The 23,197-nt window shown below is 42.0% G+C and carries 19 protein-coding genes; 8 read left to right on the top strand and 11 right to left on the bottom strand.

Translation table 11 applies throughout. The features are described from left to right. Window positions 1-677 precede the first annotated feature (677 nt). Window positions 678-998, top strand: coding sequence for a hypothetical protein (locus tag AAEY94_RS08475; protein ID WP_101088510.1), 321 nt, complete (start codon window positions 678-680; stop codon window positions 996-998). Between the two features lie 12 nt (window positions 999-1,010). Here AAEY94_RS08475 and glpK read toward each other — a convergent pair whose 3' ends face one another. From glpK to leuA, 6 genes are all read right to left on the bottom strand, one after another. Continuing rightward, on the bottom strand, window positions 1,011-2,507 hold the full coding sequence (gene glpK / locus AAEY94_RS08470) for a glycerol kinase GlpK (protein WP_192116152.1): 1,497 nt from the start codon (window positions 2,505-2,507) through the stop codon (window positions 1,011-1,013). Between the two features lie 202 nt (window positions 2,508-2,709). Continuing rightward, entirely contained in the window at window positions 2,710-4,062 is a 1,353-nt protein-coding gene (locus AAEY94_RS08465; protein WP_350978394.1) for an outer membrane protein transport protein, read from the bottom strand. Between the two features lie 480 nt (window positions 4,063-4,542). Further along, entirely contained in the window at window positions 4,543-5,148 is a 606-nt protein-coding gene (leuD, locus tag AAEY94_RS08460; RefSeq protein WP_182744048.1) for a 3-isopropylmalate dehydratase small subunit, read from the bottom strand. A 19-nt stretch (window positions 5,149-5,167) separates the two neighbouring features. Beyond that, window positions 5,168-6,580 carry a 3-isopropylmalate dehydratase large subunit gene (leuC, locus tag AAEY94_RS08455; protein ID WP_182744049.1) on the bottom strand — a complete coding sequence of 471 codons (1,413 nt, stop codon included), beginning with the start codon at window positions 6,578-6,580 and terminating at the stop codon, window positions 5,168-5,170. After that, entirely contained in the window at window positions 6,580-7,674 is a 1,095-nt protein-coding gene (gene leuB, locus AAEY94_RS08450; RefSeq protein WP_162024094.1) for a 3-isopropylmalate dehydrogenase, read from the bottom strand. Before leuB ends, leuC begins: the two co-directional genes overlap by 1 nt. Next, entirely contained in the window at window positions 7,671-9,239 is a 1,569-nt protein-coding gene (gene leuA / locus AAEY94_RS08445) for a 2-isopropylmalate synthase (protein ID WP_162024095.1), read from the bottom strand. Before leuA ends, leuB begins: the two co-directional genes overlap by 4 nt. Before the next feature lie 521 nt (window positions 9,240-9,760). On the opposite strand from leuA, the gene AAEY94_RS08440 reads away from it, so the two are divergent. Next, entirely contained in the window at window positions 9,761-11,608 is a 1,848-nt protein-coding gene (locus AAEY94_RS08440; RefSeq protein WP_192116153.1) for a hypothetical protein, read from the top strand. Window positions 11,609-11,612: 4 nt separating this feature from the next. Here AAEY94_RS08440 and recQ read toward each other — a convergent pair whose 3' ends face one another. Then, complete coding sequence (gene recQ / locus AAEY94_RS08435) at window positions 11,613-13,460, bottom strand: DNA helicase RecQ (RefSeq protein WP_350978415.1); 1,848 nt, start codon at window positions 13,458-13,460, stop codon at window positions 11,613-11,615. Window positions 13,461-13,659: 199 nt separating this feature from the next. Between recQ and AAEY94_RS08430 the strand changes: the two genes are divergently transcribed. Both AAEY94_RS08430 and rarD read left to right on the top strand, forming a co-directional pair. Further along, a complete protein-coding gene (locus AAEY94_RS08430) occupies window positions 13,660-14,124 on the top strand; it encodes a thioesterase family protein (RefSeq protein WP_101088518.1) in 465 nt (154 codons plus the stop codon). A 125-nt stretch (window positions 14,125-14,249) separates the two neighbouring features. Beyond that, window positions 14,250-15,158 (top strand): EamA family transporter RarD, encoded by a 909-nt coding sequence (gene rarD / locus AAEY94_RS08425; protein WP_101088519.1) that lies wholly within the window; start codon window positions 14,250-14,252, stop codon window positions 15,156-15,158. 114 nt (window positions 15,159-15,272) lie between these two features. Here the strand turns inward: rarD and argA are convergent, their stop codons facing one another. The 4 genes from argA to radC form a co-directional block, all read right to left on the bottom strand. Then, window positions 15,273-16,592 carry an amino-acid N-acetyltransferase gene (gene argA / locus AAEY94_RS08420; RefSeq protein ID WP_011639235.1) on the bottom strand — a complete coding sequence of 440 codons (1,320 nt, stop codon included), beginning with the start codon at window positions 16,590-16,592 and terminating at the stop codon, window positions 15,273-15,275. A 478-nt stretch (window positions 16,593-17,070) separates the two neighbouring features. Next, entirely contained in the window at window positions 17,071-17,244 is a 174-nt protein-coding gene (gene rpmG / locus AAEY94_RS08415; RefSeq protein ID WP_011494790.1) for a 50S ribosomal protein L33, read from the bottom strand. Window positions 17,245-17,250: 6 nt separating this feature from the next. Next, on the bottom strand, window positions 17,251-17,487 hold the full coding sequence (gene rpmB, locus AAEY94_RS08410; RefSeq protein WP_011639236.1) for a 50S ribosomal protein L28: 237 nt from the start codon (window positions 17,485-17,487) through the stop codon (window positions 17,251-17,253). Window positions 17,488-17,608: 121 nt separating this feature from the next. Then, complete coding sequence (gene radC, locus AAEY94_RS08405) at window positions 17,609-18,286, bottom strand: RadC family protein (RefSeq protein ID WP_101088520.1); 678 nt, start codon at window positions 18,284-18,286, stop codon at window positions 17,609-17,611. Between the two features lie 502 nt (window positions 18,287-18,788). Here radC and coaBC point away from each other — a divergent pair. The 4 genes from coaBC to AAEY94_RS08385 all read left to right on the top strand — a co-directional run bounded on the left by coaBC (window position 18,789) and on the right by AAEY94_RS08385 (window position 23,190). Further along, window positions 18,789-19,985, top strand: a complete 1,197-nt coding sequence (coaBC, locus tag AAEY94_RS08400) for a bifunctional phosphopantothenoylcysteine decarboxylase/phosphopantothenate--cysteine ligase CoaBC (RefSeq protein ID WP_101088684.1) — start codon at window positions 18,789-18,791, stop codon at window positions 19,983-19,985. Further along, the gene (gene dut, locus AAEY94_RS08395) at window positions 19,982-20,440 is read left to right on the top strand and encodes a dUTP diphosphatase (RefSeq protein WP_162024098.1); all 459 of its coding nucleotides are present in this window, start codon (window positions 19,982-19,984) and stop codon (window positions 20,438-20,440) included. The genes coaBC and dut overlap by 4 nt, the downstream gene beginning before the upstream one ends. 35 nt (window positions 20,441-20,475) lie before the next feature. Continuing rightward, entirely contained in the window at window positions 20,476-21,069 is a 594-nt protein-coding gene (gene slmA / locus AAEY94_RS08390; protein ID WP_011639240.1) for a nucleoid occlusion factor SlmA, read from the top strand. A 168-nt stretch (window positions 21,070-21,237) separates the two neighbouring features. After that, window positions 21,238-23,190 (top strand): alpha/beta hydrolase family protein, encoded by a 1,953-nt coding sequence (locus AAEY94_RS08385; RefSeq protein WP_259395427.1) that lies wholly within the window; start codon window positions 21,238-21,240, stop codon window positions 23,188-23,190. Window positions 23,191-23,197 lie beyond the last annotated feature (7 nt).

The raw sequence follows: 23,197 nt of genomic DNA, 5'->3' as shown, positions 1-23,197 counted from the left end.
ACCTTCTGTATCGTATTGCTCAGGTAAATTGCCTATCTAAATAACACTGCTAAATAACACTGCTAAAACAACTTTTGATCATTAGATTACTGCTAAACATCAACTGCTAAACATCGATTACTAAGCATCAATGCCTAAGTATTAACGACCAAAAATCGATTGCAGAACATCACGATGTATAACATTAACCCTGCATGTTGAGGGCAAGCATTTTATCAATTCATCTCGCAATCACAGTTAATTATTCTTAATGCCTTAATGGGATGTACTGTGATGATGACTCAACAATAAACAGTTAAAAGCAGTGTTATCACTTAAGGAATTACGCTACAGCGATATCGATCTGCTCAACGCTGTGTCCTGTTAACTTCGTTGCATTAATAGGCAATAGATAAGCTATTGACGCGGAAATATGCCTTTAGAGGTCGTAAATGGGAAAACATCGCGACGTTAACGTTATTCTATTGCCCTTGGTACATCATTGAATAACTGATAAAAATAATGAAATGAGCATAATTGATAACACCCATACCAACAGGGAGCCAGTCAACCAAGAGTATGAAAGAGGTAATTAAACGATCCAAAATCTAAATAAGATTAAATTTTAATCAAATTAAGCCGATAAACAGTTATGATGATAAACATCCAACTTCATTTCACCATCACAGGAGAGCAACATGAGTATCGACAGCATTTATGCCATGCTAGCTAGACCTGTACAGGCAGTGAGTGAGCGTAAGAGGATTGTTGAACAAGTCAAACATACCAGTGCGATAAGTGCAGACAGCCACGAGGCGCCTCAGTCACAATTACCCCCCAGCATTACTCATAAAATGCCGATTCAACGGCAGGAAGCGCCACGTCAAGAAAGACGCGCCAAACCTAGAACGGTTAATGAGAAAAAAAATCTAGGTAGCCGAATGAGGCGAATGAAAACGGATAAGCGATTCTCCACTCGGGGAGAAACCGCTAGTCAGCTTATTGATATTGAAGTGTAATATTTACTTCGTTTACCCAACTTCACCATTAGGGCTCACTTGAGATACAGCTTTCTGCCAGCCCTTATATAAGGTTGCACGAGTCTCTATATCCATTGTTGAGGTAAACTCCCGCTCGGTAGACAGCATGGTTTTTAATTCATCGGTCGACTTCCATACACCAACAGCCAAGCCAGCGAGGAATGCAGCTCCCATCGCAGTGGTTTCTGTTACTTGCGGACGAATAACCGTTACCCCAGTAATGTCGGCTTGAAATTGCATTAAAAAGTCATTCGCTACCGCACCACCATCCACTCGAATTTGTGTTAGCGGTACATTAGAGTCTTTGCTCATAGCATCAAGCACATCACGAGACTGGTATGCAATTGCTTCTAATGCTGCGCGAATAATATGATTCCGATTGGCTCCCCGGGTTAAACCAATAATGGCACCTCGGGCATCGGCATCCCAATAAGGCGCACCTAAACCCACAAATGCAGGCACCAAGTAAACGCCATTAGTGTCATCTACTTTGTCGGCAAAATATTGGGTGTCACAAGCATCGGCAATAAGACCTAACTCATCACGCAACCACTGAATGACCGCGCCGCCCATAAATACCGAGCCTTCTAGGGCATAATTCACCTTTGTATCAGCGCCAATAGCAATGGTCGTTAATAACCCATGGGTAGACTCTACCGCTTTGTCACCCGTGTTCATTAACAAAAAACACCCTGTGCCATAAGTATTTTTAGCCATCCCAGGCTCAATGCACAATTGGCCAAATAACGCCGATTGTTGATCGCCAGCCATGCCCGCCACTGGAACATGATTGCCAGCCAATTCGGTATAGCCGTATATTGCGCAAGACGGTTTCACGTCAGGTAACATTGCCCGAGGGATGTTAAACAGATCAAGCAACTCTTGGTCCCACTGCTGGTCATGAATGTTAAATAACATGGTCCGAGATGCATTAGTCGGTTCGGTCACATGGACTTCACCTTGTGTGAGTTTCCACACCAACCAAGTATCAACAGTGCCAAACAATAAATCACCTGCTTCGGCTTGTTCACGAGCGCCTTCAACATTGTTTAAAATCCACTCAACTTTTGACGCCGAAAAATATGGATCTAGTACCAGCCCAGTTTTCTGGCGCACCATATCTTCAGCACCTTGTGCTTTATGATGTTGGCATATTGCCTGGCTGCGGCGACATTGCCATACAATTGCATTACATACCGGCTTACCTGTGTGCTTGTTCCAGACAATCGTGGTTTCGCGTTGATTAGTAATCCCTATCGCGGCAACATCATGACGGCTAATGCCCGCGCGAGTTAGCACTTCAACCAAAACTGAACTTTGTGAAGACCATATCTCCATCGGATCATGCTCTACCCACCCCGCTTGCGGATAATGTTGAGTAAATTCACGATGTGCCACGGCGACAATATTCGCTTGATGATCAAACACAATGGCACGAGAACTTGTAGTGCCTTGATCTAACGCGACAATGTATTTTTTTGCAACCATCTGATTTCCTATATCATTTTGTCATTATTATTTTTATATGATTTATCTGCTTAATAAGCCAATGTGACATCGTACATCGACATATAAAATTAATGCAAGTAATTGTCACCCGTTCACAGAAAACCTCATCATTTTACTGTAGATCAGAAATAAAAAGGCCTCGCAACTGCGAGGCCTTAAATATCAACACTAGCAGAGCTTATTACATCTTATAGCTTAACTGCACACCTGTTAACCATACATCACCGGTGGCTTCACCAGTGAAGCTAACTGCTGCAAGATCTTGTAGGCCCTGAGTCTCTGTAATGGGTGCGTCACCATAAGTGCGAATGTAAGTCACACCCACATCAACATTCAAATTTTTAGAGACTTGATAACCGGTACCCACACTGAACCATAAACGGTCAGAATCTGGAATGGTCGTGGTGCGATGCTGATCATCAACCGCAGTTGTATCTAATGCCATACCTGCACGTAATGTCCACTGGTCATTAAGGGTATAGGTGGTACCAAGCGCATAACGCCAGTTATCTTTAAAGTTCTCTTCTTTTACTACGTCTGACTCTAAGCCACCTACTGGCTTAACATCACCAGGGAAATACGCCACTAGTTGCTCAAACACATTCCATTCGGTCCAATTAACACTGGCATGCATTGCCCAGTTTTCGGTTAACTGGTGATAAGAAGCAAGTTCTGCAAATGCAGGTAACTCAATAGGTAAGTAGCCTTCGATTTCAATATTTTGACCACCGTTATAAGCCACACCAGATACATGACCGTCTAATTTAAGATCGACACTACTGTGATAAGCCAAACCGATACGGTTAGCTGAGTTAATTTGCCAGCTCGCGCCCGCTTTCCACCCATAACCAACATCATCACCTTCCATTGACTTTAAATTTGTACCACCTGAAGGTAAGCGTGCATTGATGCTTGCAGGTAAATTAGGATTAGCTTTAATCGCATCAATCCAACCTGGAGCGGTTGCACTAACTTCACCTTCACCGTACACAACACGTAAGCCAGCACCTACAGTGAATGAGTCATCAATGCGGAAAGCAACATTGGGATTAAACTCGACAGTGGTAATTGAGGTTTTACTGCCAAAAATAGCCGCTGCATCCGCTACCGGAATATCTGTTGCTAAACCATAATTTGAATTAACCGCTAGACCCCAAGTCCATTGATCATTCAACTGGTTTGAATAATAAAAGTTTGGCACAAATGCATTATCAGCAACATCATATGCGTCAGCACCAATCACTAATGGCTCTGAGCCTAATAACGGTGAAGAAATGCCGACATCACCAACCACATCAACATTTGGCATAACATAAATGCCACCCGCTGATACTTGGCGGCCTTCTAGATAAGCTAGCATGGCTGGATTACGCGCTTGAGTTGACGCATTGTCTGCAATAGCCGCTTCACCAGCAAATGCACGGCCTAAACCTGTTGCTGAATATTCTGCAAGTTGAAAACCTGCCGCGTTCACTTGAGTTGTTGCCCCAAATACAATGGCGCTAATCGCCAGTGTTAACACTGTTTTTTTCATTATGATTCTCTGTGTCTTAGTTTCAAACTGCATAAATCGACTTTTATAGAGCAAAAACTCGATTTAAATGAAGCCGCCAGTGTACTGATCCAAAAAAGCTTTGCAACTGCGTAAAGAGACGGAACAAGAAGTGAGTGATTGAATTTAAAATTGTGATCATGATCAAACTTTTAATTTTCAGCTATAAAAAAGAAACTAAAAGCGGTATAGCTGTAAACTGATTTAACATCACATAAGGAAAAGTTATTTTTTATCATTTAAAAACATTAGGTTAAATAACTTTATATGGCACACTAGTGAGCTTAAATAATTAACGATATTCATCTAAAATAAGTCCACCCAGTACTTATATTACAAAATAGTGACATAAAAACGTTTACAATTAAAAACAAAAAAACCTCTTGATGACATCATCAAGAGGCTGTTAATTTATAGTTCATGCTATTTAAACGGTACTCTCAAACATTCCGAAATAGCCGATTATGCGAACCAGGCAGGTATGTGAGTTTCATAATCACTGATTTGTTGTTCAAATGACAACGTCAAACCAATCGCATCAAGACCATTCAATAACTTATGTCGAGCAGACTCCACTATAGTGAAATCAAACACGCTTCCTGAAGGTGACGTAACTGTGAGAGCTTGTAAATCAACGGTAATTTTTGCTCCCTCATTGGCTGCCACTTCATCCATTAATTGTTGTACTTGTGCCGATGTTAATTTAACGGGTAACAGACCGTTATTAATCGAATTACCGTAAAAAATATCGGCAAACGTCGGCGCGATGATCACTCTAAAGCCAAAATCAGCTAGTGCCCATGGCGCATGCTCGCGCGACGATCCACAACCAAAGTTTTCTTGTGCTAATAAAATAGAAGCGCCTTTAAAACGTGGCTGATTAAGTACAAAATCAGGATTAGGCTGATCGCCAACGTCATCCAAGTAACGCCAATCATGAAATAAGTGCACACCAAAACCGTCACGGGTGACTTTAGACAAAAATTGCTTAGGAATAATCTGATCGGTATCGACATTAGCGCTATCAATGGCTACCGCTAAACCGGTATGGGCAGTAAATGCTTGCATGTTTATCTCCTCTCTCGGTTTAGTAAGGTTTGCGAATATCAACAAAGTGACCAGCTACTGCTGCAGCGGCTGCCATAGCAGGGCTCACCAAATGAGTACGACTACCACGACCTTGACGGCCTTCGAAGTTACGGTTACTGGTTGATGCACAACGATCGCCAGCTTCTAAACGGTCATCATTCATCGCTAAACACATCGAGCAACCTGGTAAACGCCATTCAAAACCAGCTTCAATAAAGATTTTATCTAAACCTTCTGCCTCTGCCTGTAACTTCACTTGGCCAGAACCAGGTACCACAATCGCCACAACACCCTCTGCAACTTTACGGTTTTTAGCGTGCACAGCAGCGGATCGTAAATCTTCAATACGCGAGTTAGTACAAGAGCCAATAAACACTTTATTGATGCTAATGTCAGTCATCTTAGTGCCAGGCGTCAGGCCGATATACTCTAAGGCTTTAATCATACTGGTGCGATTGGTGCTGTTGGTTTCAGTTTCTGGATTAGGTACTACACCATCAATCGCAACGACTTGACCAGGGTTAGTGCCCCAGGTTAACTGCGGCGCAATATCGTTGGCATCTAATACCACTTCGACATCAAACACAGCATCTGCGTCAGATTTAAGCTCAGACCATGCTGCAACAGCTTGTTCCCACATTGCATCTTTAGGCGCAAATTCACGACCTTTAAGATAGTTAAATGTGGTTTCATCAGGCGCAACCATGCCAGCTTTAGCGCCCATTTCAATGGCCATATTACATAAGGTCATGCGGCCTTCCATGGTTAATGCTTCAATGGCTTCACCACAAAACTCAACCACGAAACCTGTACCACCATCCATGCCAAGCTTACCGATAATCGCTAACACGATATCTTTAGCCGTCACGCCATCGGTTACTTTGCCACGCACTTCAACTTTCATATTCTTGGCTTTTAACTGACGTAGTGTCTGGGTTGCCAACACATGCTCAACTTCTGATGTGCCAATACCAAATGCTAACGCACCAAACGCACCATGGGTCGCGGTGTGAGAATCACCACACACAATCACAGTACCGGGTAAGGTAATCCCCAGCTCTGGCCCCATTACATGAACAATGCCTTGATTAGGATGATGAATGTCATACAAGCGCACGCCAAACTCTTTACAATTCTGTGCCAGTGTTTCAACTTGAGTACGCGCCATTGGGCTTAACGCATCTAAACTGGCGCTGCGCGTTGAGGTGTTGTGATCCATCGTGGCAAAGGTTTTTTGTGGCGCGCGGAGTTTACGCCCTGCCACTTTTAAACCGCTAAATGCTTGTGGTGATGTGACTTCATGGACTAAATGACGATCAACATACACAACTGGCGCTTCACCTTCTGGGCTGGCAACAATGTGTGAGTCCCACACTTTTTCATATAAGGTTTTACTTGTCACTTGGGCCATTACACACCTTCCTTTATTGCCTGGGTGATAAAGTCACCCATTTGCGCTGTCGACTTAGCTTCGCTGCGTTTGTCTGCAGCCAATAATTCACCGGTTAGATAACCACTTGCCAATGCTTTTGTCACTGCACGTTCAATAGCGCTTGCCGCCTCTTCTTGCTTTAGGCTGTGACGTAACATTAATGCAGCAGATAAAATTTGTGCTACCGGATTAGCAATACCTTGGCCAGCAATATCTGGCGCACTGCCACCGGCAGGTTCAAATAAGCCAAAACCAGAGCTATTCATGCTTGCCGAAGACAATAACCCCATAGAGCCAGTTAACATGGCAATTTCGTCTGATAAAATATCACCAAACAAGTTAGAACATAACATCACATCAAACTCATCAGGACGACGTAATAGCTGCATAGTCGCGTTATCAATATAGATGTGTTCTAAAGTGACATCCGGAAAGTCTTTAGCAACTTCCTCTACCACTTGGCGCCATAATACTGAACAGGCTAATACGTTGGCCTTGTCTACCGAAGTCACCTTATTTTTACGTCCACGCGCGGCTTCAAAAGCAATACGAGCAATACGACTAATTTCGCGACGGCTATAACGCATGGTATCAAAGGCTTCTTCATCATCTCCTTCACCTTGGCGCCCTTTCGGCTTACCAAAGTAAATACCACCAGTTAATTCACGGACACACAACACGTCAAAACCACGGGCTGATATATCACTACGAAGCGGTGACATATGCTCTAAGCCGTCATGTAATTTGGCTGGGCGTAAATTACAAAATAGCTCAAAGTGTCCGCGCAATGGCAATAATGCGCCGCGTTCAGGTTGATCGTTTGGTGGCAAATTTTCCCACTTAGGGCCACCGACACTGCCGAATAAAATCGCATCCGCGGCTTCGCAGCCTTTTAAAGTCGCGTCAGGTAAAGGACAGCCATGGTTATCAATGGCAATACCGCCGACATCAAATTCGGTGTATTGAATATCCAGCCCAAAACGTGTCTCAACAGCACTGAGCACTTTACGCGCTTCAGCCATCACTTCAGGACCAATACCATCACCCGACAAAACTGCTATTTGATAACTCATACGCCGCCTAACTCCCTTTCTTTATGGATCTGTTGTTTAAAGTCAGCCACTTTATCTGCGCGGTACACTAAGTTCATCACATGTACTAACGCTTGAGCTGATGCTTCGACGACGTCTGTGGCTAAGCCAACGCCGTGGAACATTTGTTCATTATATTTTGCGGTAATATCAACTTGCCCAAGCGCATTTTGACCTTCGCCTTTCGCGCTTAACTTGTAATTAGTGATATTAATTTTACGCTCTGTTGCGCGTGCAATGGCATTATAAGCTGCATCAACAGGACCATTGCCCGTAGCAGCCTCAGTAATATCGTTGCCATCAACCGCAATACGTACCGTGGCAGTGGCGACACCTTCAGTCGAATCAGAATGCACCATCATGTGCTGAAGCTGGTACTTATCGTCATCTTGCGCTTGCGACTCCATGAATACCAATGCTTCTAAATCATAATCGAACACTTGGCCTTTTTTATCTGCTAAGGTCAAAAACTGCTCGTAAAGACTGTCCATGTCATAGTCAGTTTGTTGGTAACCCATTTCTTCCATGCGATGTTTAATCACATGGCGACCAGAGCGTGAAGTCATGTTCAAATTATTACGGTTTAAGCCAATACTTTCTGGTGTCATGATCTCGTAAGTATTTTTGGCTTTAAGCATACCGTCTTGATGAATGCCCGATGAATGAGAGAATGCATTGGTTCCCACAATCGCTTTATTGGCTTGGATCGGCATATTACATAATTGACTCACTAGCGATGAGGTGCGGTGAATTTCTTTGGCATTAATACCACAGTCTAAATCTAACAAATCTTTGCGAGTTGCAAGAATCATGGCGATTTCTTCTAACGAACAGTTACCGGCACGTTCACCAATACCATTAATAGTACATTCAACTTGGCGGGCGCCCATTTCAACTGCAGCAATTGAATTGGCCACCGACAAGCCTAAATCATCATGACAATGAACCGAGATAACGGCTTGATCGATATTAGGAACCCGATTAAATAAGGTTTGGATAATGCCACCAAACTCGCTTGGCACTGTATAACCTACGGTATCAGGAATATTAATGGTACGAGCACCGGCTTTAATCGCCGCCTCAACCATACGACATAAATTATCGATTGGTGTGCGACCAGCATCTTCACATGAAAACTCAACGTCATCTGTAAATCGTCTGGCGTATTTAACCGCATTAACGGCCATCTCTAATACATCATCAAAAGAGCGCTTCAATTTACTTTCAACATGAATGGTCGAAGTAGAGATAAAGGTATGAATTCGAAATTGATCGGCAACCGACAAAGCCTGGGCTGCAGCATCGATGTCTTTTTCAAGTGCACGAGATAGCGCACACACACGGCTGTTTTTAATGGTTTTAGCAATGGTCTGCACCGATTTAAAATCGCCCGGAGAAGAAACAGGAAAACCCACTTCCATTACATCTACACCTAAACGCTCTAGAGCCAACGCAATTTGTAGCTTTTCTTTAACGGTTAAACTGGCTGCTAATGCTTGCTCACCATCACGTAAGGTAGTATCAAAGATTATGACTCTATTGGACATCGAATTTCTCCATCGACCATCATGTTTATTTGAATTAGCTGCGAGGTACACAACGGCTTCATTTCAAAAGGGCTAAAAAAAAACCCCGCGACAATTAGCGCGGGGTTTGTGTATGTTTAATGAATTATTTTACATGTAACACAAAGGACTCCGCGCAGGATGTGCGTGAGAGGAGAAGGAGTCCGAGTAAAGCTGATTGTGTATTCATGACGTTAGTATTCACTTTTAATAACTAATTATGCTAAATGATTGACGTACAAAATATGTCTATGCCTAATATGTAACGCGACCAGCCTTCTGTGTCAACCCTAATTTGGTCAACGTGAAAAAGATGATAGCGTACTAGTGCTTCATTACAGTTAACCAGCGACATTATCAGCCAATATTGATTCGCTTTCAATTAATGAACTTACCTCTCAAAGTGCAAATAAACATCAATCTAAGTTGCTGCATCGATTATATTTTTATGTATCTGGATATAAATAATCGTATACTGCTATCACCCCATGTTAAGTAGATATATGACGATGATGTTGTCGAAAAAGAGTATTGAATATAACTTTAGTCGCATTTTTGCTTTAATCTTTGGCCTCACACTATATTTAGCGACTACGGCAGTTTTGGCTCAACCATCGCAACGTTTATTACTCTCAGCCGATATCATTGCCGAAACTCAACAACTGAGCGCTCGAGAACAACTCGATGTGATCAGCAATATTAATACTCAAAGATCTGCAAACGCCAAAATACTCATTGATTCACTCGAGCAACAACACGCTAAACAACCACTAACCGATATAAATGCTCTGCGCTTAACACTACTTCATTGCTTTAATTTGCTGGAATTTGGTGAGTTTAATCAGGCAATCACCTTGGCAAAACAAGGGGAAATGAAGGCCAGACAGTTTAAATACGATACCGCTCGCCCTTACTTTATACAGTGCCAAGCCGATGCACACCAAAGCCTTGGCAACACGCTACAAGAACAACAACTCACCGAAGAAGCGTTACGATTAGCCAAGCGTTATTCTGAAAAACAAGCGATTGTAAACAGCCTTTATGCCAGAAGTAGACAAAATACTAGCCTAGAAAATTATAATTCGGCCATTGAAGACTTGCGTTTTGCCTTAGATATTTATGATGAAGCACAAAACCAATTTCAGCATTGGTACTTGTTGCCGCTTTCATTTATACAATCAGAAATATCTAATGTATTTTTCTCTATGGGTGATTATGTAGAGGCACTGCATTTTTCCGAAGCAGCTTATAAAGATATTTCTTTTTTTGGAAAAATAAAATCTACAGTAACTCTCAATTTAGCGCTTATAAACATAGCGCTAAATGATAAAGCCAAAGTACTATATTTTTTAAATAAAGCAGAAAGTGTCAGTGCAAATATAGACTCTGAAAGAGATTTGGCAAACCAATATGCTTTGCTTGCGATAATTCATTTGTATGTTGGTGATTACACCATCGCCGAAAAACTCGCATTATCAAGCATAGAACTATTCACTAAATACCAAGAGCCTATTTACGTCATGCGCATCAAGCGTACATTAGCCAAAGTGTATTTTGCACAACATAAAGACAACCAAGCCTTGTCACTGCTAAATGAAATTATTGAGCAAGCCACTGAACTTGAGCAATTTTCGGATTTAGAGGAGTTTAACCAGATAATCAGTCAATATTACGCTGAACAAAATCAATTTGAATCGGCTTATCAATTTCAGGTGCAGCGTTTTGGTGCCGCTAAACAAGCTGCGGCCAAGTTAAACAATGCCCACTTTATGCAGTATAAAGCCAGAATAACAGCACAAAGTGAAGCCAGTACACCACCAGAGAAACCTGTCAGCAACATCAATCAAAATTTAACCATTACCGCCTTGATGATTTTGTTACTGTCTGTTGGATTAGTCCTATTTTTGGCCCGTAAACCACAGCGACTCAATAATGTGAATGCTCAAGAAGAAAGCCAGCAGCACCGTATAGACAATATGTTAGATAATGCCAAACAAGGGCACTATCAATTAAGTATGCTACTGATTAATATCAGTAATAACAATATTGAGGATATACCCTTTATTATTCCGCGGCTCAAAAATACACTTAGAGAGCAAGACCAATTGTTTCGGCATAATACTAATGAACTCATTATTATCTTGCCACACGCATCGTCAGTGGGGGCGGCAAGAGTCATAACCCAAATAGAGCAAGTACTTGGTGAATGGAAATCCGAGCTCAAAGTAAATATTGGTATGGCGAGTTTACAACAACTTGATACTTTTGAAGTACTCGTTAAAAAAGCAGTATTAAATCAATTAAATAAAATAAAATCTCAAGAGAAAAACAGTTCTAATGATGAAAACTAAATCACTAACCTTTGGTCAAATAATCAGAAATTTCATCTAAAAATTCGCCACCAAATCGGTCAAGCTTAATCTGCCCAACACCATTTACCGCGAGCATCTCGCCAGGGCTTGTGGGCAGCATCGCACACATCTCTGCGAGTGTTGCGTCGTTAAAGACTAAATAGGGTGGAATGTCATTTTTCTCAGCTAGTTCGCGACGCAGTAATTTTAATCGAGCAAACAACTTACGATCATACTGTTGCGGTGCACGTCCATTGGGTTTGCGCTTTACATCAATCAATTGAATCCGAGGTTCCGCTAACATTAGCGATAACTCAGCTTTAAGGATTGGTCTTGCGGCAAGGTTAAGCTTAATTGCAGAGCCGCGGGTAATATCCTGACTCATCAAACCTAAATGAATTAATTGGCGGATAACACTGAGCCAAAACTCAGTTGATTTATCTTTACCAATGCCCCATGTCGATAACTTATCATGGCCTCTATCCACTATGTTGGCCGCTTTTGAACCGCGCAATACTTCAATTACATGGTGGATACCAAAACGTTGCTGTAAACGATAAATACAAGACAGTACTTTTTGCGCATCTTCAGTACCATCATATCGCTTGGGTGGATCAAGACAGATATCACAGTTACCACAAGGTTTTGATGCCACTTCATCAAAGTAGTTTAACAACACTTGGCGACGACACGTTTGCGCTTCAGCAAATGCTGCCATGGTATGCAATTTATGAAATTCGACTTGTTGTTGAGGCCCAGGTTCAGATTGCTCAATCAAATGCCTAACCCGGCCTATATCGGCAGGATCAAATAACATATAAGCTTCTGCATCTAAACCATCGCGGCCTGCACGGCCTGTTTCTTGGTAATAAGCTTCAATGCTTTTAGGAATATCGTAATGCACCACAAAGCGTACGTTAGATTTATTAATCCCCATGCCAAAGGCCACCGTAGCCACCACAATATCGATTTGATCTTTTAGAAATTTATCTTGAACGTTACCACGCTCTTCCTGGCTCAAACCGGCATGGTATGCTTGAGCATTAAATCCTTGTAAGCGTAAACGCTCGGCCACCTCATCAACTCGACGACGACTGCTGCAATACACAATCCCACTAGTGCCATTTTGAATAGTTAGAAACTGACGTAATTGATTAGCCGCATTAAGCTTTTCAGCCACGGTATAACGGATATTTGGACGGTCAAAACTCGACAACAAGGTATAAGGGGTTACCCCTAAGCGCTCGCAAATACTCAAACGCGTGGCATGATCTGCGGTTGCAGTTAAGGCCATTAAAGGTAAGTAAGGAAAGTATTCTTTTAACTGCCCTAATGCCGCATATTCAGGTCTAAAATCATGGCCCCATTGGCTAATACAATGGGCTTCATCAACTGCAAACATTGAAACATCAACCGATTGCAGACGCTCAATAAAATCAGGACGCAAAAGTCGCTCTGGAGAGACATACAACAATTTAATCTCACCAGCATGTAATTTACGTAACACCTCAGCACTTTGCTCACGCGGTAAAGATGAATTGAGATAAGCAGCTGACACACCACTTTGCAGTAAACTGTCGACTTGGTCTTTCATTAACGAAATTAATGGCGACACCACCACGGTCACACCAGGCAACACAATAGCAGGCAATTGATAGCACATACTTTTGCCGCCACCGGTAGGCATAATCACTAAGGTATCTTGGCCCTGTAAACTTTGCTCAATGACTTCTCGCTGCCCTTCACGAAAGGCGCGATAACCAAAAACTTGCTGCAGGCTCGCGGCAAGTACATCTTGCTCTGTCGTCAACACATCTGAGGACGCAATATTGGTCGAAATCGGAGTATCCATTAACAACATCATCATTCAAAGGGCACTCATTTTAAAGCACTGAGCCACAGATGTCTTGAACCAAAACACCTTTGCGTTGTTTTCATCCAAGATAGATGATTGAGTCGACGCCACTTTAGGGTTAGATTAAATACTCTATGGCAGTAAGTCTCCCCTATAAATAACAACGATAATAAGAATAAAACGACAAGGATTGCTCATGACCACATCTATTCAAACTCAAGCTTTACAGCAAGTTGCTGATGTTTTTGATCAACATGTTCCATTTCATAATTTACTCGGTTTAGATATCAAACACTACGACATCAATGGGGTTGAAGTGGTGATAAAAATGAAACCCGAGCTTATCGGCAATATTCATCAAAATATTCTTCATGGTGGTGTCACTGCGACATTACTTGATGTTGTCGGCGGACTGACAGTATTTGCCGGGCTAGTTGCCAGTAGAGAAGATTGGACTCTTGAAGAATTACAACAACGCTTAACCACCTTAGGCACTATTGATATGCGGGTCGACTTTTTACGTCCCGGTCGGGGTGAAATCTTCACTGGCACTGGCACGGTTATTCGCTCTGGTAATCGTGTATCCGTTTGCCGGATGGAATTACACAATGAACAAGGTGTTCACATCGCATTTGGGACTGGCACATATATGGTGGGCTAAACGGTCATTATCGCAATATATAACTGACACTCTAGCGATAAAAGAAATCGCTTAAGCACTTGTGTCATTCTAGGGGGCGACCTACAATCGCCCTCTCTTTTAGTTCTCCCCACTGTTGACTGACTATGCCTGATTTAGAATATCGTAAAGGGGTGCTTCTCGCCATTTGCGCCTACACCATCTGGGGTATTGCCCCGCTTTATTTCAAGTTATTACATCATGTCCCTGCCACCGAAATATTAATGCACCGTGTCATTTGGTCATTTATATTCATGGTTATTTTGATGCAATTTATTGGTGGATTTAGCCGTTTACGTTTGATTTTAAAACAGCCCAAGCAATTATTAATATTGCTGATCACCTCAATATTAATTGCCGCTAATTGGCTGATTTTTATTTGGGCAGTCAACAACGACCACATGCTCGATGCTAGCCTAGGCTATTTTATCAACCCGCTGTTTAACGTCTTATTGGGAATGGTATTTCTGGGTGAGCGTTTGCGAAAATTGCAATGGGTTGCAGTGGCGTTGGCCAGTATAGGAGTACTAGTGCAGTTGATCTCTTTTGGCTCTATTCCGCTTTTATCATTAGCCTTGGCAGCCAGCTTTGGGTTTTATGGTTTACTGCGCAAAAAAGTTAATATTGACGCAAAATCAGGTTTATTAGTCGAAACAGCAATCTTGTTACCTATCGCTCTGGGTTATCTATTCATCACCTTAGACAGTTCGACAACGAGCATGCTAACCAACACTCTCGACCTGAATTTACTCCTAGTCGCTGCGGGTATTGTCACAACGATTCCGTTACTGTGTTTTGCGGGTTCCGCTGTCAGAATTCCATTTTCGATTTTAGGTTTTTTCCAATATATTGGCCCAAGTATCATGTTCATCTTAGCGGTAAAACTGTTTAATGAACCGTTTGATATCGAAAAAGGCATTACCTTTGGATTTATTTGGGGCGCGTTAGTTATCTTTGTTGGCGACATGATATTGCAACGTCAACGACGTAACGCCTTAGCCAAAGCGTCAGCATAATAAGCTCTACAATGGGAAAATGAAGTCACTCAAAGCACTGATGCTTCACCCACAAAAAAGCCGAATGATTTTATACTCATCCGGCTTTTTTATGTGTTAACGGCCTTGTTACTTCTACAAATCTAACGCAAGAATTTTTGAACGACGCTGATAGTTATACAGCTGTTTTTTCTTATTCGGCAGTTCTTCAACATCAACAATATTAAAGCCATGCTCTAAAAACCAATGGATACTACGGGTCGTTAACGCAAATAGACGTGAATAACCACGCACGCGAGCTTGGCCAATAATGTTATTAAGCAAAATGCTACCACGATCAGCATCGCGATAATCAGGATGAACCACTAAACACGCAAACTCACCCGCATTGTCTTCTTCAAACGGATACAAAGCTGCACAACCAATCACTAAGTTGTCGCGCTCAACCAGCATAAACTGTTCAATTTCCATCTCGAGTTGCTCGCGTGAGCGACGCACCAAAATGCCTTGCTCTTCCAATGGGCGAATAAGGTTTAAGATACCGCCTATGTCGCTAATAGTCGCTCTACGTAAACGTTCGGCGCTTTGGGTAACAATTTGGGTACCAATCCCTTCGCGTGAAAACAACTCTTGCAGTAACGCACCATCTTCTAAATAACTGACTAAGTGGCAACGAGGTACACCTCGGCGGCATGCTTCAATACTGGCTTTTAAGAATGCAACGGTGCCAACTGAAGTATGGTCATCTACAGCCATCGTCTTAAGCATTTCTTCAATATCGTCCGGCATCAGCTCGGCAATCACTTCACCATTTTTACCGATAAGGCCGTTGGTATCACTAAAACCAATAATCTTATCGGCCTTTAACTTAATCGCTACTTGGGTCGCAACTTCTTCAGCGGTCAGGTTAAAGCTTTCACCTGTAACAGAAGCGGCAATTGGCCCCATTAATACAATACCGTTATTGTCTAATTGACGACGTAAGCCTTGCGCATCAATACGGCGCACCTTGCCACTTAAACAAAAATCGACACCGTCATCTACACCTAATGGTTGTGCAATAACAAAATTACCACTCACAAGGTTTATTTGCGCATTTTGCATTGGCGTATTGCCTAAGCTCATCGACAACCTAGCAGTAATATCAAATTGAGTCGCCCCAGCAACCTGCTTGATAATCTTCAGGGTTTCATCATCGGTAATACGAATACCATTGTGATATGCCGGTTCAATTCCAGCCGCCTTTAAACCTGCGTCAATCTGTGGTCTTGCTCCATAAACTAATACCACCTCAATCCCAAGTGAATGCAACAAAGCCACATCATTTAAAATACCGCGGAATTGTGGGTGCGCTAATGCTTCACCACCCAACATAACGACAAAAGTTTTACCTCTATGAGCATTAACATAGGGTGCAGAATGACGAAATCCATCAACTAATTCAGTGGTTCTCACGGGCAAATTCACCTCGGTATAGGTTTGATGTTCATTAATGACGATGACAATAAATGCCACATGACGGTTTGCTGTATCAAAAAAGAATGGTATTGCATTTTAATTCACTTTTAAAGCATTTTATTTCACTTCAAGTAAAACACAGTGTCTCAATTTATTATGAAAAAATCATTACAGCCAAAAAGTTAGCTTGTTTTAGCCGTTAATAATACTTTACGCATTTAATTATGATATTTGCATCACATCTGTATAGCAATATTTCAACATAATGGCGATATGACCATGCGGAAATGGCTCAATAAAATCCAATGACATTAGCCATGCACCTCGTGACATAAACAACTGCTGTATAGACTAAATTCAGAACCTGACTAACGGTGTTTACTCAGCTGATTATTGTTCGATTCAGTATAGACTATTTTCAAACAGGCATAAAAAAAGCCCCAATTAAGGGGCTTTTTTAAGAATCAAAAATCAATTACTTGATTTTAGCTTCTTTGTACATAACGTGCTGACGAATGACTGGATCAAATTTCTTGATTTCCATTTTTTCAGGCATGTTACGCTTGTTCTTTTCAGTAGTGTAGAAGTGACCAGTTTTAGCACTAGATACTAATTTGATCTTCTCACGATTACCTTTAGATTTAGCCATTTTCTATTATACCTTCTCGCCACGGGCACGAAGTTCTTTAACAATCACTTCAATACCTTTCTTGTCGATAATACGGATACCTTTAGTAGATACACGTAATTGCACGAAACGCTTTTCTTCTTCTAACCAAAAACGGTGGTTTTGTAGGTTAGGTAAAAAACGACGACGAGTCGAATTTTTTGCGTGCGAACGGTTGTTACCAACCATTGGCTTCTTGCCAGTTACTTGGCATACTCTTGACATGTCAATCTTCTCCAAAACAAATTTTTAACGCTCGAGCATTAATGTGCCTCGTATGGCCGTCGCCCGAGGCACAAAGAGGGCGCATTTTATACACGATTGACCATAGAAGATCAAGCAGTGTTTATACAATCCACCCACGCTCGGCAAAGGAGACTATCTCCTGATCACCTACAACCATATGATCTAACAAAGAAACATCTATGGTTGCCAATGCATTTTTTATTCGCTCAGTTATTCGCCGATCAGCCTGACTTGGCTCTGCAATGCCAGACGGGTGATTGTGACACACAATTACCGCTGCCGCTTTTTTCTCCAAAACAAGGCTTACAACCTCGCGAGGATAAACAGAAGCAGAATCGATGGTGCCACGAAATAATTCTACAAATTGAATGACTCTATGTTGGGTATCCAACAATAGTAAGGCGAACACTTCATAGGATCGGTCTGCCAATTGTCTCATTAAATAGTCCCGAGTTAAATCAGGATTTGTCAAAATTTGCCCTCTTTGTAGATTTTCATGAGCAATTCGCTTAGAAATTTCCGCTGCAGCCTGTAATTGAGCATATTTTACCGGCCCAACACCGGCTAATTTACATACTTGGCTTTTAGGTGCGCTCAGTAAACTGCGCAAACCACCAAACTGATTAATCATGTTTCGGGCTAAATCGACCGCATTTTGCCCTGCCAGACCATTACGTAATATCACCGCAAGCAATTCTGCATCCGAAAGATGCCCTGCACCTTTGAGCAATAATTTTTCTCGCGGTCCTTCTCCTTGTGGCCAATCTTTAATTCCCATGAATGTCCCTTATATTCAATGTGGCGATGCCATTAAACGCATTAAGTCGACTCTGAATAACAAAAACAACACAGAATCAGCAAGCACAGTACCAATAACGAATTGTTGTCTTTTTCAAAAATAGAGTTCGAATTGCTTATACCAATCTCATTAAATATCTGATCAGTTCAGAGTCTCTCAGGTTTTTTAATTCAAGGCGCATTGATGTAGAAATGGCTGTTCCCTTTTAAATCGATGCAACACAGAAGTGGAATACCTGAGAGACTCCTTTCTGGCGGGTTTCAAAGTACTTTATGCTTCGTTAGATGTTTTCAAAATAGAATCACTATTCGCTTCAATCATCTGCCTTGCCTACAGCACTTTGAACTCCCGCTGAAAGATCACATATTTAATAGGATTGGTATTACACAGTATGGTCGATATTTTTGAGATTGGATCTGCGCAAATTGTCATAGGTTTGTGATATTGTTAGCCGCAATTAGGTTTGAGTCGGATAATGTGCATCATGCTGACAAATAAAAAAGTATTACTCGGAATTGGTGGCGGTATTGCCGCATATAAAAGTGCAGACTTGATCCGCCGATTAAAAGAGCGTGGCGCAGACGTGCGTGTCATCATGACTCAGAGCGCGATGGAGTTTATCACCCCATTAACCATACAAGCGCTCTCAGGCCATCCAGTAGCCTCAGATTTGCTCGATCCCGCAGCAGAGGCGGCTATGGGTCATATCGAACTCGCTCGTTGGGCTGATGTTGTATTGCTTGCACCTGCTACGGCAAATTTAATGGCACGTATTAATGCCGGCATGGCAGATGACTTGTTAACAACAACCTGTTTAGCGACCAGCGCCCCCGTCATTGTTTGCCCTGCCATGAACCAGCAAATGTACCAAAATATTGCGACCCAAGAAAACATGGCTAATTTAGCCCGTAAAGGCTTTACCATTTGGCAACCCGCCTCAGGTAATCAAGCATGCGGTGAAGTCGGCCCTGGCAGAATGCAAGAACCCGTGGTGATGGCAGAACAACTGATACAATTTTTTGGCCCCAAGATATTACAAGGTCATCAGTTACTCATTACCGCAGGGCCAACGCGTGAAGCGATTGACCCAGTGCGCTATATCTCCAACCACAGCTCAGGAAAAATGGGTTTCTCTATAGCCCAAGCAGCTGCGGAAATGGGCGCAACCGTCACATTAGTCTCAGGTCCGGTTAATCTAGCCACCCCAGCAGGTGTTACACGCATTGATGTGGGTTCAGCACAACAAATGCTTGATGCTGTGATGGAACAGGTTGAACAACATGATATTTTTATTGGTTGCGCCGCAGTAGCTGATTATCGGATTGCTGACGTTGCGGATCAAAAAATAAAAAAATCGGCTGAACAAATGCAACTTGCGCTAGTGCGGAATCCTGATATCTTAGCCACGGTAGCTCAGCACACTCCTCGTCCATTCACTGTAGGCTTTGCAGCAGAAACCAACGATGTAGAGCAATACGCCCGTGGCAAACTTCAACGCAAAAAGCTTGATATGATTGCCGCCAATGATGTTTCTATTCAAGGCTTAGGCTTTAATGCCGATAGCAATGCACTACAGGTATTTTGGCAAGACGGCAGCCAACAACTGCCCGCAACAGACAAACTGACACTGGCGCGCCAATTACTTACATTGATAGAAAAACAATTAAAAAAATCATGAAAACACCCATTGAACTAAAAATTATCGACTCACGTATAGGCAGTGAATTCCCATTGCCAGCTTATGCGACACCCGGTAGCGCAGGCATGGATTTACGTGCCATGATCGACACAGTAATGGTCATTGAGCCAAGTCAAACTGTATTGATTCCAACAGGTATCGCCATTCATGTGGCAGACCCAGGCCTTGCCGCTGTGATTTTACCGCGCTCAGGCATGGGCCATAAACATGGCATTGTTTTGGGTAATCTAGTGGGCTTAATTGACTCCGATTACCAAGGACAGTTAATGGTGTCATGTTGGAACAGAAGTGATAAACCATTTACTCTCGAAATTGGCGATCGATTAGCCCAATTGATGTTTGTACCCGTTGTACAGGCAACGTTTACCGTAGTGGATGAGTTTAATAGCTCAGATCGTGGAGAAGGCGGTTTTGGTCATTCAGGCACCAAATAACCTTTTCAAGTAGTCACTGAGCCAAGGAACAGATAATGGCTGAAAGCCCTAAAATAAATCGTCGTGAGCATATTTTACAATGCTTAGCGCAAATGCTCGAAACCAGCCCAGGTCAACGTATAACAACAGCAAAGCTCGCTGCCGAAGTGGGCGTGTCAGAAGCTGCACTGTACAGACACTTCCCCAGTAAAGCGCGGATGTTCGAAGGCTTAATCGAATTTATTGAAGATGCGATTTTATCACGCTTAAACATCATCATGGACGAAGAAAAAGACACCATGACCCGCTGCCAGTTGGTATTACACCTGCTATTAGTATTTTCTGAACGTAACCCAGGCATCTCAAGGGTGCTTAATGGCGATGCCTTGCTAGGTGAAAACGAGCGTTTACGCAGTAGAATTGACGTATTATTTGCCAAAATAGAAACACACATCAAACAAATTCTACGTGAAAAAACCTTGCGTGAAGGCGTAGGCTTTAATATCGATGAAGCTATTTTAGCTAACTTGTTGCTAGCCTTTGCAGAAGGACGTATTTCACAATTTGTCCGCAGTGAGTTTAAACAAAAGCCAACACAACACTTTGATGAACAGTGGACGTTTATTCAACAGCAATTGCTAAGAAGTTAATATCGCATCAATAAAGGATGCTAGTTCGGTCCTTTTGCTGCCAATGCTACTGACTCTTCCTTTACCCTTAAACCGTATCAGATCGAATATTTATACCACATAAAAACGAAGTAAGAACGAACGATTAAACAAGGATGTCTCATGATTTTCACCAAATACCTAACCATTATGTTACTTGTCTGTGGTGGCCTATTCACCCATGCATTTGCAGCTGAAAGCCTTTCTACTGCACGACTATTTAGCCGAGGGGCTGAATTTAGTAATGTAAAAATATCTCCAACAGGCGACTATATTAGTGCAATAACCAAACATAATGGTAAAGACAAGCTACTAATATTAAATGCAAAAACAAAACAAATACATCACGCAATATTTTTCCCTGGCAATGCCCAAGTTGGTAATTACGCTTGGGTCAATAATGAAAGAATCGTACTGCAAAAAGAATATTTAAAAGGTTGGAGTGACGTACCGCTGTATTATGGTGAGCTAATGGCTGTTAATGCCGATGGCTCAAGAGCAACTTACCTTTTTGGTTTTAATAGCGGCGAGCAACAAACTGGTTCACATCTGAAGAAAAATACCCCCATAAGAGCAACGGCATTTATTTTAGATCCCCTTCCCGATGACGACCGCTATATGCTCGTCAATGCAATCCCATGGAATGAGTCTAATTCTTTAAACTATGAATTATCACAGACTGTATACCGTGTAGATTTATACAAAGGGTTCCGCAGAAAAGTCACCACTTCGCCTATAGGTTACTCTCGATTCTTAACCGATCACGATGGTGAAGTACGCTTTGTTGCAGGCGAAGATGAAAACAACATAACAAAAGTATTTTATCGTCAAGACCGCGAATGGCTTAACACCGATAACCTCAAACTCAATTTGGATGATTTCTACCCAATATCTTTTGCCGAAAATAAAAACAGTATTTATGCAGCGGCTCGGGTAAAAGGCGAAACCTTAGGGATTTATGAAATCAATCTAGAAACAGGTGAAAAAACGCAAATTATTAAAGATGACAAAAGTGATCCCAGTAATTACTGGATAAACCAAGCTACCAAAAAACTCTATGCAGTTGAATTTGAAAATGGTTATCCGTCTTACGCTTTCGTCAATCCAGAAGACAGTCATTCAAAATTGCTAAAGCAGTTGCTCGCATCATTACCTGGCCATCAAGTTCGTATTGTTAGCGAAACTCGTCATTCAGAAAAACTCATCGTGGTGGCATTTAACGATCGAAATCCCGGTGATTATTATATATTTGATACCAAGGCCATCACACTCCAACACTTAGCCTCTGCCAAGAAATGGCTCGACCCAGCGCGAATGTCAGAAGTGAAGCCAATTAGTTTTACCAGCCGAGACGGTAAAGTCATTAGCGGTTATTTGACATTACCTTATGATAAAGAAGCGAAAAACCTCCCTCTTGTAGTCAATCCCCATGGTGGTCCGCATGGAGTAAGAGATGAATGGGGGTTTAATACTCAAAACCAAATGCTAGCAAATCAAGGGATGGCTGTATTACAAGTCAATTTTCGTGGTTCAGGTGGTTTTGGACAAAATTTTGAACAAGCTGGATTCCAAAAATGGGGTTCAGAAGTACAATATGACATTCTCGATGCCACTCATTATGTCATTGAGCAAGGTTATGTAGATAAAAACCGTATCTGTATTTCTGGTGGTAGTTTTGGTGGTTATAGTGCATTGCAAAGCGCAATACTTGAACCCGATCTGTTCAAATGCGCTATCGGTTTTGCAGGGATTTATAATTTAGAACTGATGTTCGATGAAGGAGATATTGCAAATAGTGCTTCGGGTACTAGTTACCTTAAAAATGTTTTAGGTCAAAATAGTGAAGTACTAAGGGCGATGTCTCCCTCAGAAAATGTAGATAAGCTTAAAGCAAACTTGCTTCTAGTACATGGCGGTGACGATGAACGAGCGCCTATTGAACAACTAGAATCACTAGAAAAAGCCCTTAAAGCACATGATTATCCCTATGAAAAACTGGTGATGGATGATGAAGGCCATGGTTTCTACAATGATGACAATCGTGCCCAATATTATGAAAAAATGCTTCTATTTCTTAAAAAGAACCTAAACATTAAATCGTAATGAGCTA

The organism is Shewanella sp. AC34-MNA-CIBAN-0136 (assembly GCF_040309945.1).
Lineage (GTDB): Bacteria > Pseudomonadota > Gammaproteobacteria > Enterobacterales > Shewanellaceae > Shewanella.
This window is presented reverse-complemented; position numbering and strand designations above follow the sequence as displayed.